Below are 12,063 nucleotides of genomic sequence, written 5' to 3' on the forward strand. Positions count from 1 at the left end.
GCCCCGGCCCGCCCGAACCACCGGCCCGCCCGGACCACCGGCCAACCGCCGCCGCGCGGACGTGGTCGCGGCGGCCCCGCGTCACCCCGCCCCGGCCTCCCGGCCCGCCCGGACCACCTCGTGCAGCAGCGCGCCCACGTCGGCCGGGGTGGTGTGCGGGTTGAGCAGCGTCAGCTTCAGCCGGACCCGGCCGGGGCCCTCGCCCGGCAGCTCGGTACGGCCGACCACGGCCCGGCCGGTGCGCAGCAGCGCCCGGCGCAGGTCGCCGTTGAGCCGGTCCACGGCGGCGGGGTCCCGCTCCCCCGGCGGGCGGTAGCGGAACACCACCGTGGTGAGGACGGGCTCGCCGTGCAGTTCCAGTTCGGGCTCGGCGCGGACGGCCTCGGCCGTGTCGAGGGCGAGTTCGTGGCAGGCGTCGACCAGCCTGCCCAGGCCGTCCCGGCCGAGCGTGCGCAGGGTGACGGCGATCTTGAAGGCGTCGGCCCGCCGGGTGGTGCGCAGTGAGCGGCCGAGCAGGCTGGGGTAGCCGGCCTGCTCGTCGTCGGCCGGGTTGAGGTACTCGGCGCGGCGGGCGAGCGAGACGTAGCTCTCGGCGCGGCGGGTCAGGAAGATCCCGGCGGCGGCGGGCTGCCAGCCGAGCTTGTGCCAGTCGAGGGAGACGGAGTCGGCGCGGGCGATGCCGTCCAGCAGCGGGGCGAGCCGCGCGGAGAGCAGCGCGCCGCCCCCGTACGCGGCGTCCACGTGCAGCCAGGCACCGTAGCGGGCGGCGAGGTCGGCGGCGGTGTGCAGCGGGTCGATCGCGCCGGTGTCGGTGGTGCCGGCGGTGGCGACGACGGCGATCGGGGTCTGCCCGGCCCAGCTGGTCTCGGCCAGGGCGCGTTCCAACGCGGCCGGGTCCATGCGCAGTTCGCGGTCGACCGGGACGGGGACGACAGCGCGTTCGCCGAGACCGAGCAGGGCGGCGGCGCGCTGGACGGAGAAGTGCGCGGCGCGGGAGGCGATGATCCGGGGGGTCACACCCGCCGGGATGCCGTCCAACTCGACGATGCCGTCGAGTTTCTGGTCCCTGGCCAGCATCAGGCCCATCAGGTTGGACTCGGTGCCGCCGGAGGTGAGCACGCCGGTTGCGCGGGCCGGGTCGTAGCCGACCAGGGCGGCGAGTTCGTCGATCAGCGCGGTCTCCAGCGCGGTGGCGGCGGGGGCCTGGTCCCAGGAGTCCTGGGAGGGGTTGAGGGCGCTGACCGCGAGGTCGGCGGCGGCCGCGACGGCGAGCGGTGGGCAGTGCAGGTGGGCGGCGCAGGCCGGGTCGGCGGGGTCGGCGGCGCCGTGGGCCAGCAGTTCGGTGAGGCGGGCGAGCGCGCCCCGGCCGTGGGCGCCGGCCAGGGTCTCGGTGACCAGCGCGGCGATCGCGGCCGGGCTGCCGGCGGGCAGCGGACCGCCGCGCCGGGCGGCCCCGGTGTCGAGCGCGTCCAGCACGGTGGCCAGCAGCGGCCCGAGCGCGGCGGGGCCGGCGACACCGCCGGCCAGAGCGTCGAGCGGGGTGTCGAGCGGGGTGTCGACCGGGCCGGGGTTCGCCGGCGGGGATCCGTCGAGGCGGGGCTCGTCGGGGGCCGTCACCGGGCTTCCCCGGAGGCGGCCCGGATGGCGTCGGCGAGCCGGTCGAGGACCGCGGCGACCTGCTCGTCGGTGATGGTGAGCGGCGGGAGCAGGCGCAGTACGGCGTCGTGGCGGCCGCCGAGTTCGACGATCAGGCCGCGGGCCAGGCAGGCCTCGCGGACCCTGACGGCGAGGGCGGGCGCGGCCGGGCGGGCTCCGCAGGCGTCCGGTTCGGCGTCCGGGTCGACGAGTTCGACGCCGAGCATCAGCCCGCGGCCGCGGACGTCGCCGATCACCGGCAGTTCGTCGGCGAGGGCCCGCAGCCACCCGGTCATCCTGGCGCCGACCAGGGCGGCGCGCTCGGCCAGGCCGTGGGCGGCGACGTACCGGAGGGTGGCCGCGCCGGCTGCCATGGCGAGGGTGTTGCCGCGGAAGGTGCCGGTGTGCGCGCCGGGCCGCCAGCCGTCGTAGTCCTCGCGGTAGACCACGACCGCGAGCGGGAGGCTGCCGCCGATCGCCTTGGAGAGCACCATCGCGTCGGGGACGATCCCGCTGTGCTCGACCGCCCACATCGCGCCGGTGCGGCCGACGCCGGTCTGCACCTCGTCCACGATCAGCGGGATGCCGCGCTCGGCGGTGATCCGGCGCATCGCGCGCAGCCAGCCGTCGGGGGCGGGAACGACGCCGCCCTCGCCCTGGACCACCTCCAGGACCATCGCGGCGGGCTTGACCACCCCGCCCGAGGGGTCGTCCAGCAGCCGTTCGGCATAGGTCGCGGCGAGGTCCGCGCCGGTCTCGCCACCGACGCCGAACGGGCAGCGGTAGCCGTACGGGTAGGGCAGCCGGACCACCTCCCCGCCGCCGGGGAGCGGCTCCTTGACGGCGACGTTGCCGGTCAGCGCGAGGGCCCCGGCCGTCATGCCGTGGTAGGCGCCGGTGAAGGCGAGGGCGCCGGAGCGGCCGGTGGCGGTCTGCATCAGCTTGAGCGCGGCCTCGACGGCGTCCGTCCCGGCGGGGCCGCAGAAGTGCACCCGGGCGTGCTCGCCGAAGCCCTTCGGCAGGCTCTCGAACAGGGCGGTGGTGAAGTCGTCCTTCTCGGCGGTGGCGAGGTCCAGCAGGTGCAGCGGCGCTCCGCTGTCGAGGGTGCGGCGGATCGCTTCCAGCACCACGGGGTGGTTGTGGCCGAGCGCGAGGGTGCCGGCGCCGGAGAGGCAGTCCAGGTAGCGGCGGCCGTCGGCACCTTCGACGGTCATGCCGTTGGCGCGCACGGGGACGATCGGGAACGAGCGGGCGTAGGTACGGGCGGCGGACTCGCGGACGCGCTGGCGGCGCAGGATGGCGTCGCCCGGGGCCTGGGCGGGGACGGCGGGCCCGGTGGCGGGCTCAGCGGCGAGCGTCAAGGCATACTCCCAGTCAAGTTAGGTAAGCCTAACTTTACCGACCGTTGGTGTCGGCTCCCCCCACAGGCAGCGAGAACCACCCTGGCGAGTGACACGAACCCCGCTTCTCCAACGAGCGACCGCCCTGGTGGTTACGGCCCGCGCGCTACTCTTCCGGGCATGCCGCAGCTGCCCCCGTCCTCGCCGTACGATGCCGAACTCGCCCGGACCCGCGAGTTCTTCGCCACCCGCGCCGCCGACTGGGACGCCCGCTTCCCCGACGACGGCCCGCGCTACGCGGCCGCGATCGCCGAACTCGGCCTGCGGCCCGGGCAGTCCGTCCTCGACGCGGGCTGCGGCACCGGCCGCGCCCTGCCCCTGCTGCGCGCGGCGGTCGCCGCCGAGGGCCGGGTGTTCGGCGCCGACGTCACCCCCGAGATGCTCCAGCAGGCCGCCACCCGCCACCCCGGTACCGCCACCCTGCTGCTCGCCGACTGCGCCCGGCTGCCGCTGCCCGGCGCCGCCCTGGACGCCGTGTTCGCGGCCGGCCTGATCTCCCACCTCCCCGACCCGGCCCGCACCCTGTGCGAACTCGCCCGCGTCACCCGCACCGGCGCCGCCCTCGCCCTGTTCCACCCCGTCGGCCGCGCCGCCCTCGCCGCCCGCCACGGCCGCGCCCTCACCCCCGACGACCTGCGCGCCGAACCCCGCCTGCGCCCCCTCCTCGCCGCCGCCGGCTGGCACCTGGACAGCTACACGGACCGGGACGACCGGTACCTCGCCCTGGCGACCCGGGTCCACCCGTAGTCGGCACCGGCAGCGGCCCGGTCGCACGTCCGGGTCCGGGGCGGTCGCCCCGGGCGGCGGCCTCCGGGGCTCACCTGCCCCGCCAGCGGTAGCAGAGCTCGGGGCGGCCCACCGTGCCGTACTGGGGTTCGCGGACGGCGAGGCCGGTGTCGACGAGGTGTTCCAGGTAGCGGCGGGCGGTGATCCGGGAGACGCCGGCCTCGGTGCCGGCCGCGGCCGCGGAGAGGCCGGTGGCGGCCTCGCGCAGGACGGTGGCGACGGTGTCCAGGGTGGGGGCGCTGAGACCCTTGGGCAGGTCGGTGCGCTCGGGGGTGCGGAGCAGCGCGAGGGCCTGGTCGACCTCGTCCTGGCCGGTGGCCTCGCCGGTACGGCCCAGGCTGTCGCGGTAGCGGGCGTAGCGCTCCAGGCGGTCGTGCAGGGCGGCGCCGCTGAAGGGTTTCAGCAGGTACTGGACGACCCCCGCCGAGACCGCCTGGCGGACCATGGCCAGGTCGCGGGCGGAGGTGACGGCGATGATGTCGGTGGTGTGGCCGGCGGCGCGCAGGCCGCGGCAGAGCTGGAGCCCGTGGCCGTCCGGCAGGTAGAGGTCGAGCAGGGTGAGGTCGACGGGCGTCCCGGCGGCGCGGGCCCGGTCCAGGAAGCGCAGGGCGTCGGCGCAGCTGTGCACCGTCCCGGCGGCGCGGAAGCCCGGTTCGCGCTCGACGTACAGGGTGTGGGCGGCCGCGGCCACCGGGTCGTCCTCGACCACCAGGACGGAGATCGCGGGCGGTCCGGCCGGCGTCGGCGGCACGGCGGGAGGTGCGGGGGTCACCGGGCCACCGCCGGCTGCGGCCGGGCGGCCGGGGTGAGCGGCAGCCGGACGGTCAGCACCGCGCCGTGCTCGCGTCCGACCTCGACGGTGCCGCCGTTGCGCCGGACGGTCTGGGCGACCAGGGCGAGCCCGAGGCCGTGCCCGTGGGCGTCCCGCTTGGTGCTCCAGCCGCGCCGGAACACGTCGTCCACGGCGGCCGGGTCGATCCCGGCACCGGTGTCGGCGACCCGCAGCAGCAGGTGGCCGTCGTCGATCCGGGCGGTGACGGCGACCTCGGGCGGGGCGGGGTTCCCGGCGGCGCCGGCGACGGCCGCGTCCACCGCGTTGTCGAGCAGGTTGCCGAGGACGGTGATCAGATCGCGGTCGGAGAGGTCCGGCGGCAGCACACCGTCGTCGATGCGGCTGTCCTCGGTGAGGGTCAGGTCCACTCCCCGCTCGGCCGCCTGGGCGGCCTTGCCCAGCAACAGGGCGGCCAGTACGGGTTCGCCGACGGCGGCGACCACCCGGTCGGTGAGCTGCTGGGCGAGGGCGAGTTCGGCGGTGGCGAACTCCACCGCCTGTTCGTGGCAGCCGAGTTCGATCAGCGAGACGACGGCGTGCAGCCGGTTGGCGGCCTCGTGCGCCTGTGCGCCGAGCGCTTCGGTGAAGCCCCGGACGGAGTCCAACTCGCCACTCAGGGACTGTAGTTCGGTGTGGTCGCGAAGGGTGACGACCCGGCCGAGGCCGGTGCCGATGACGGAGGTGTTGAGCACCACCACCCGCTCGGCGGTGAGGTGGACCTCGTCGCGCGCCGGCCCGGCGCCGAGCACGGCGTCGAGCAGCGCCTCCGGCAGGCCCAGACCGGCGATCGGCTGCCCCTCCAATTCCCCCGACAGGCCGAGGAGTTCGCGGGCCGCGTCATTGCAGAGCACCACCCGGTGCCCACGGTCGAGCAGCACCAGGCCCTCGCGCACCGAGTGCAGGGTGGCCTGGTGGTACTCGTAGAGGTGGCTGAGTTCGGCCGGCCCCATGCCGTGGGTGTGCCGCCGCAGCCGGGCGTTGGCGAGGTAGGTGCCGAGCCCGCCGAGGGCGAGCGCGGCCACCGCGACACCGGCCAGGGCCAGCAGCGGCCCGCGCAGCTGGGCGGAGATGGACTGCACCGTGAGGCCCGCACTGACCAGCGCGACCACCCGGCCCCGGTCGTCCAGCACGGGCGTGACGACGCGGACCGACGGGCCCAGCGTGCTGGTGTACGTCTCGCTGCGGGTCTCCCCCGCCAGCGCCCAGTCGATGTGCCCGAGGAAGGTCCTGCCGATCTGCCCGGGCAGCGGGTGGGTCCAGCGCACCCCGGCGGTGTCCATCACGGTGACGAAGGAGACCCCGGTGTCCGCCCGCACCTGCTCCGCGTACGGCTGGAGGAGCGCGGACGGGTCCGGCCCGGCGACGGCGGCCCGCACCGACGGGGAATCGGCGACCGCGCGGGCGACGGCGGTGACCTGGCGGCGGGCCGCGGCCTCGGTGCGGCCGGCGGTGAACAGGTAGGCGAGCACGGCGCCGCCCGCCACCACCGCGGCGACGATGACCACTTGGACGACGAAGAGCTGCCCGGCCAGACTGCGGACCAGCCGGCGCGGAGCGGGGAGGGTGCGCACGGACATGCCTGACAGTGTGCACCACACCCGGAGCAGAGCCGCCGGCCACCGCGTGCCGTGAACTCTATGAACACAAACGTGACCTTCGTCACGAGGCGGGCCCATAGTCGGAGCGGCCCACCACCCGGGGCCGCCAGGACTTGCCGGACGTGCAAGGGCGAAGGAGCCGCAGATGTCCATCACCGGAGTCGCAGGGCCGACCGGTCGGCCGGCCGGGGTCAGAGCGAAGGACCGCACCCACTACCTCTACCTCGCCGTGATCGCGTCGGTGGTCGCGGGCGTCGTGGTCGGACTGGCCGCGCCCGGCTTCGCGGTCGGCCTCAAGCCGGTCGGGACCGGCTTCGTCAACCTGATCAAGATGATGATCAGCCCGGTCATCTTCTGCACCATCGTGCTGGGCATCGGCTCGGTGACCAAGGCCGCCAAGGTCGGCAAGGTCGGTGGGCTCGCCCTCGGCTACTTCCTCGCCATGTCGACCGTGGCGCTGGCCATCGGCCTGGCGGTCGGCAACCTGCTGGAGCCCGGCTCCGGCCTCCACCTCACCGCGGCGCTCGCCAAGTCCGGCCACGCCCAGGCCGCCGCCGGCGAGGCGCAGTCCACCACCGACTTCCTGCTCGGGATGATCCCGACCACCATGGTCTCGTCCCTCACCGAGGGCAAGGTGCTCCAGACCCTGCTGGTCGCGCTGCTGGCCGGCTTCGCCCTCCAGGCGATGGGCCCGGTCGGCGCCCCGGTGCTGCGCGGGATCGAGCACATGCAGCGGCTGGTGTTCCGCATCATGGCGATGATCATGTGGGTGGCACCGATCGGCGCGTTCGGCGCGATGGCCGCGGTGGTCGGGGCGACCGGCACGGCCGCGCTGAAGAGCCTCGCCGTGATCATGATCGGCTTCTACGTCACCTGCGCGCTGTTCGTGGTCGTGGTGCTCGGCGCGCTGCTGCGCCTGGTCGCCGGGGTGAACGTGTTCGCGCTGCTGCGCTACCTCGGCCGCGAGTTCCTGCTGATCCTCTCCACCTCCTCCTCGGAGAGCGCGCTGCCGCGGCTGATCGCCAAGATGGAACACCTGGGCGTCAGCCGCCCGGTGGTCGGCATCACGGTGCCGACCGGCTACAGCTTCAACCTGGACGGCACCGCGATCTACCTCACCATGGCGTCGATCTTCATCTCCGAGGCGATGGACAAGCCGATGTCGCTCGGCGAGCAGCTGTCGCTGCTGGTCTTCATGGTGATCGCCAGCAAGGGCGCGGCCGGGGTCACCGGCGCCGGCCTGGCCACCCTGGCGGGCGGGCTGCAGTCGCACAAGCCGGCGCTGGTGGACGGGGTCGGCCTGATCGTCGGCATCGACCGCTTCATGTCCGAGGCCCGGGCGCTGACCAACTTCGCCGGGAACGCCGTCGCCACCGTGCTGGTCGGGCAGTGGACCGGCGAGTTCGACCGGGAGCGCGCCCGGCAGGTGCTGGCGGGCGCGGTTCCGTTCGACGAGCGGACGCTGGTCGACGCGCACGGCCACCCGGGGGCGGACGCCCACGCGGGGTCCGGCGAAGCCGGTGTGCCCGGTGGGACCGACGTACCCGGCGGGGCCCAGCCGACGCCCGCGCCCACCCCGGCGGCCGCCTGAGCCTCCCCTTCTCCCCCGGTCCGGCGCCTCGCCCAACCCCCGAGCGGCGCCGGGCCGGGGGTTCGCGGTTGCGGCCCCGAAGGATGCCAGGGGCTGCCGGACCGGCCCTACAACTCCTCGGAGCCGCTGACCGCCCAGCTCAGGCCGGACGCCGGGTCCTCGACCGCGAGATGCAGATGACGCAGACCGTCCGCCGGGTCGCACCAGGTGAAGCAGCGCATCCGGGCCACCAGGGCGTTCACCTCGGCCCGGTCCGGCCCGTCGGCGCCGGCCATCGCGGCCAGCGCCCGCCAGAGGGCCAGCCGCCCGTGCGCCGAGCCGTGCGACCGGTCCGCGACGCCCGCATGGACCAGGGCCGGGTAGGCGGCGGCGAACGACAGGTACCCCCCGGTGACCCGCGCCCCCGGGGCGAGCTGTGCGACCGCCTGCGGCGCCGGCCCGCGTACGCAGGCCACCTCCGCCCAGTCCGCCCAGCCCACCAGTGCGGCCAGCGCCCTGGTCGCCCGCTGGCCACGCAGCCGGGCGCCCGGCGCGGGCAGTGTCACCGGGCCCAGTCCCTCCCGGGAGGCCGGGAGCGTGAGCAGCGCGCTGCACGAGCCACCGGACGGCAGGTACTCCCGGACCCGCGCGCCCTCGCCCCAGCCCGCCGACTCCCAGGGCTCCAGCAGCAACGGCACGCCCTCCGGGGCGGGCTCGGCGCCGTACGAGAGGTCCTCGCCGATCAGCACCCGGGTGTGCGCGACCAGCCGGCGGACCGGCGCGGGGGTGAGCAGCGGGGCCAGCCGCAGCCACGAGTGCCGGGTCGCCAGCACCTCCCAGAGCGGCCCGGCATCGTGGTCGGCGACCCCGGCCGCGGTGCCCGGGCCACCGTCCGGGTCGAACAGCCGGACGGCCAGCTCGGGAGGGGCGGCGTAGGCGATCAGATGGCCGAGCGGCGCGGTCTCCACCCCCGCCCAGTCCTCACCGCCGCGTACGACGGCCGCCGCCCGGGCCTGCCGGTAGACACCCAGCAGTTCGGACCAGCGGCCCTCGCCGGCCAGGGCGCGGTGGCGTTGCTCCTCGTACGTGATCACGATTCGCAGCGTACGGGCCGGGGCGGCGGATCAGCTGACACATCGTCAGTTCGGTGCGTCGGGAGCTCTTTCGGCACCGGACGCCGGTCCGGGGCCGGGCCTGGGTCCGGGGCCAGGGCCGGGGCCGGGGCCAGGGCCGGGGCCAGGGCCGGGTTCGGGTTCGACGGCGGGTTCGCGGCCGCGTTCGCGCTCGTGTTCGTGTTCGAGGACGGCTCGGAGCCGCCCCAGGGCGCGGCGCCGGGTGACCGCCAGGGTGCTGCGGTGCACACCCAGCAGTTCGGCGGCCTCGTCGACGCTGTAGCCGTCGAGGTCGACCAGGACCACCACCCGGGCCTGCTTGACGGTCAGACAGCGCAGCAGCCGGACCACCTCCCAGTGCGCCTGCAGTTCGCCCACCCCGCCGCCGAAGGGATCGGCCGCACCGAACTCGGCCTCGACCGGCCCCGACAGGGCCGCCCGGCGGCGCTCCCGGCGCCACTGGTCGCGCACGATGTTCGCCATCGTGGTGAACACGTAGGCGTACGGCTGCGGATGGCCGAGGAAGTGCTCGGGGCGCCGGGCTATTCGCAGATACGCGTCGTGCACCACGTCACCGGCCGCGAGCGAACTTCCGGTGAGCGAGGCGGCCGCCCGATGGAGCCGGGGCAGCAGCTCCGTGAACACCCGGTCGAAATCAGCCGCGCCGGGATTCGCGGCCCCAGGATCCGGGGCGCGACCGGGCACGCCTCCGGCGTCGCCGAAATCCGGCTCCCGCCCACCTGTGCACCGACCACTGAGTTCCATGCCGCCCCCTCGGAAATCGGCACCCTGAAGGCCTAGTTGTGACACAGGTCACATCATAGTTCGTCGTCTCACTCTTTGCAGTTATTCGTGTGCATTGTGTTACCGATCGGGTGGCGTCGGGGAATTCCGACCAGCACCGCACCCGGCCGGGACGAACCCCCATGAGCGAGGAGACAACGCCATGTCAGGTTGTATCGCCAGGACCTTCACCAAGCTCGGCGTGGTAGCCGTGGCCGCCCTCGGCGTGCTCGGCACCACCGCCCTGCCGGCCACCGCCGAGCCGGTCCCCGACCAGTCCATCACCGCCGGATCCGGCGTGACGACGGCCGACGCCATCGCCGCCTCCTACCACTGCGTGATCACCGCCAACTACGGCTGGCGCTGGGAAGGCAACTGCACGATCTACTCCGGCGAGTTGCGCACCATCACCTACTGCGCCAACGGCACCTCCACCACCGGCCTGTGGATCGGCGCGCGACCGCAGCCGTGGGCGGTCTGGGGCAACTGCCCGGGCTCCAGCTGGACCAGGATCGCCTTCCAGTCGCGCGGCTGAGCCGCGGGCGATCGGACGAGTGGAGACGAGCGAGGGGGTGCCGTCCCGGTGGGCGGCACCCCCTCCGCCCGCACCCCCCACCCCTTCCGCGCACACCGCACCACCCGGGGCGGGCCCGCGCTCGAACGGGTCGACCCCGGTGCCACCGGGGAGGACGGCGAACAGATGACGACTTTCGTTATCTGTTATCCGACATCTGTTTTCTGTCATCTGTTTTCTGCCGGCCGCCACCTGTCAGCCGCCCGCCGCCCGTCTGTCAGCCTGTCAGCCCCGCGGCGTCAGCCGGATCCGCATCGGGCTGTCCGCCCGCAGGGTGATCCCCTGAGCGAGCGCCACCTCGTGGTCCACCGCCTCGATGTCGAAGTCGCGCAGCAGTACCCCCATCGCCAGCACCGCCTCCAGCATCGAGAAGTGCTGCCCGATGCACGCACGAGGACCGCCGCCGAACGGGAACCAGGCGTAGCGGTGCCGCTCCTTCTCCCGGCCGGGCAGGAAACGGTCCGGATCGAAGCGGTCCGGGTCGGCCCAGTGGTCGGGGTGGCGGTGGGTGACCCACGGCGCGAGGATCACCTGCGCGCCCGCCGGGACGACGTGCCCGCCGATCACCGTCTCGGCCACCGAGCGCCGACCCATCAGCGCGGCCGCCGGATAGAGGCGCATCGCCTCCTTCAACACCTGGGTGATGTACGGCAGGGCCTCCAGATCGGCGGCGGTCGGCGACCGGCCGGTGAGCACCGCCTCCGCCTCGCGCTGGGCGCGGCGCTGCTCCTCCGGGTGCCGGGCGAGCAGGTGCAGCCCGAAGGCGAGCGAGGTCGCGGTGGTCTCGTGCCCGGCCAGCAGGAAGATCAGGACCTGGTCCCGCAGTTCCGTCGGATCGAGGCCCGCGCCGTCCTCGCCCCGGGCCCGGGCGAGCAGTGCCAGCAGGTCGTCCGTTTCGACGGCCCCGGCCCGGGCCGACCGTTCGGCGATGATCTGGTCGCAGATCCCGTAGAGGTCACGCTGCGCCTCGGCGTTGCGCCGGTTGGCGGGCGTGGGCCAGGCGCGCGGAATGCGGACCGGGGAGAAACCCCGCTCGAGTATGTACTCGCCGAGCACCGGGAAGCTACGGTGCACCACCTCCACCGCCGCCTCCACGTCGGAGCCGAAGAGGATCCTGGCGACGGCGCGCAGCGCGAACCGGGACATCTCGTCCGCCGCGTCCACCACACCGCCGGGCACCGCCCGCCAGCGTTCGGTGAGCGCATCCGCCTCCAGCGCGATGGCGTCCACATAGCCGTCCACCCGGCGGCGGGTGAACAGCGGCTGGATCAGCCGGCGCTGGCGCTGGTAGTCGTTGTCCTGGCTGGTCAGCAGGCCGTTGCCGATGCTGGTCCGCAGCTCGTCGTAGAAGCCGTTGTCCTTGCGGAAGTTGGCCGCCTCGCCGGCGAGCACCTGGTGGGCGCCCTCCGGGGAGAACACCATGAAGAACTCGGCGCGGAGCCCGGGCGGTCCGGCGACGAAGCGGACCACGTCCCCGTAGTCGCGCCGGGCGGCGAGGTAGGTCTGCAGCGGGCGCCGGGTGAGGTCCAGCATCGACCCGATCAACGGGAGTCCGGGCGGGCCGGGTATCTGGGCAGCGGTGGTCATCTGTCTCCTCCTCCAGTACCGTCCCCCGAACTTAACTGACTGGTAATCACATGGAGAAGGGCTCACAACGGCGGTCGCGGATCACCCACGACCGCCCTGCACGCCCCTGGCGTGCAGCGCCGGCGCCCGGCCGCGGCTCATACATCAACCGGCATGTGCCGCCCCGGCCGTACACGCCCACCGGCT

At 74.8% G+C, this 12,063-nt stretch carries 10 protein-coding genes; 3 read left to right on the top strand and 7 right to left on the bottom strand.

What is annotated here, in order from left to right:
• Nucleotides 1-81: 81 nt before the first annotated feature.
• Both AB0P06_RS18615 and AB0P06_RS18620 read right to left on the bottom strand, forming a co-directional pair.
• Complete coding sequence (locus AB0P06_RS18615) at nucleotides 82-1,617, bottom strand: pyridoxal-dependent decarboxylase (RefSeq protein WP_363608544.1); 1,536 nt, start codon at nucleotides 1,615-1,617, stop codon at nucleotides 82-84.
• Nucleotides 1,614-2,933 (bottom strand): diaminobutyrate--2-oxoglutarate transaminase family protein, encoded by a 1,320-nt coding sequence (locus AB0P06_RS18620; protein ID WP_363608681.1) that lies wholly within the window; start codon nucleotides 2,931-2,933, stop codon nucleotides 1,614-1,616. The genes AB0P06_RS18615 and AB0P06_RS18620 overlap by 4 nt, the downstream gene beginning before the upstream one ends.
• A 222-nt stretch (nucleotides 2,934-3,155) precedes the next feature.
• Between AB0P06_RS18620 and AB0P06_RS18625 the strand changes: the two genes are divergently transcribed.
• Nucleotides 3,156-3,782, top strand: coding sequence for a methyltransferase domain-containing protein (locus AB0P06_RS18625; protein WP_363608546.1), 627 nt, complete (start codon nucleotides 3,156-3,158; stop codon nucleotides 3,780-3,782).
• 70 nt (nucleotides 3,783-3,852) lie between these two features.
• Here AB0P06_RS18625 and AB0P06_RS18630 read toward each other — a convergent pair whose 3' ends face one another.
• Entirely contained in the window at nucleotides 3,853-4,593 is a 741-nt protein-coding gene (locus AB0P06_RS18630) for a response regulator (RefSeq protein ID WP_363608548.1), read from the bottom strand.
• Nucleotides 4,590-6,230 (bottom strand): ATP-binding protein, encoded by a 1,641-nt coding sequence (locus AB0P06_RS18635; protein WP_363608550.1) that lies wholly within the window; start codon nucleotides 6,228-6,230, stop codon nucleotides 4,590-4,592. Before AB0P06_RS18635 ends, AB0P06_RS18630 begins: the two co-directional genes overlap by 4 nt.
• A 166-nt stretch (nucleotides 6,231-6,396) precedes the next feature.
• Between AB0P06_RS18635 and AB0P06_RS18640 the strand changes: the two genes are divergently transcribed.
• Nucleotides 6,397-7,842, top strand: a complete 1,446-nt coding sequence (locus tag AB0P06_RS18640; protein WP_363608553.1) for a cation:dicarboxylase symporter family transporter — start codon at nucleotides 6,397-6,399, stop codon at nucleotides 7,840-7,842.
• Between the two features lie 107 nt (nucleotides 7,843-7,949).
• Here the strand turns inward: AB0P06_RS18640 and AB0P06_RS18645 are convergent, their stop codons facing one another.
• Both AB0P06_RS18645 and AB0P06_RS18650 read right to left on the bottom strand, forming a co-directional pair.
• Nucleotides 7,950-8,915 carry a hypothetical protein gene (locus AB0P06_RS18645; protein ID WP_363608555.1) on the bottom strand — a complete coding sequence of 322 codons (966 nt, stop codon included), beginning with the start codon at nucleotides 8,913-8,915 and terminating at the stop codon, nucleotides 7,950-7,952.
• Between the two features lie 45 nt (nucleotides 8,916-8,960).
• Nucleotides 8,961-9,578 carry an RNA polymerase sigma factor gene (locus tag AB0P06_RS18650; protein WP_363608557.1) on the bottom strand — a complete coding sequence of 206 codons (618 nt, stop codon included), beginning with the start codon at nucleotides 9,576-9,578 and terminating at the stop codon, nucleotides 8,961-8,963.
• A 301-nt stretch (nucleotides 9,579-9,879) separates the two neighbouring features.
• Here AB0P06_RS18650 and AB0P06_RS18655 point away from each other — a divergent pair, with 301 nt between their 5' ends.
• Nucleotides 9,880-10,251, top strand: coding sequence for a hypothetical protein (locus tag AB0P06_RS18655; protein ID WP_363608559.1), 372 nt, complete (start codon nucleotides 9,880-9,882; stop codon nucleotides 10,249-10,251).
• A gap of 264 nt (nucleotides 10,252-10,515) precedes the next feature.
• On the opposite strand, the gene AB0P06_RS18660 is transcribed toward AB0P06_RS18655, so the two are convergent.
• The gene (locus AB0P06_RS18660; protein WP_363608561.1) at nucleotides 10,516-11,877 is read right to left on the bottom strand and encodes a cytochrome P450; all 1,362 of its coding nucleotides are present in this window, start codon (nucleotides 11,875-11,877) and stop codon (nucleotides 10,516-10,518) included.
• Nucleotides 11,878-12,063: the final 186 nt, after the last annotated feature.

The sequence above is a fragment of the Kitasatospora sp. NPDC088351 genome, assembly GCF_040685575.1.
In the GTDB taxonomy this organism is placed as follows: Bacteria; Actinomycetota; Actinomycetes; order Streptomycetales; family Streptomycetaceae; genus Kitasatospora.

Coding starts and splice junctions, on each gene's coding strand:
- AB0P06_RS18640 (WP_363608553.1), top strand. CDS start 6,397: ATGTCCATCACCGGAGTCGCAGGGCCGACCGGTCGGCCGGCCGGGGTC.
- AB0P06_RS18635 (WP_363608550.1), bottom strand. CDS start 6,230: ATGTCCGTGCGCACCCTCCCCGCTCCGCGCCGGCTGGTCCGCAGTCTG.
- AB0P06_RS18660 (WP_363608561.1), bottom strand. CDS start 11,877: ATGACCACCGCTGCCCAGATACCCGGCCCGCCCGGACTCCCGTTGATC.
- AB0P06_RS18655 (WP_363608559.1), top strand. CDS start 9,880: ATGTCAGGTTGTATCGCCAGGACCTTCACCAAGCTCGGCGTGGTAGCC.
- AB0P06_RS18625 (WP_363608546.1), top strand. CDS start 3,156: ATGCCGCAGCTGCCCCCGTCCTCGCCGTACGATGCCGAACTCGCCCGG.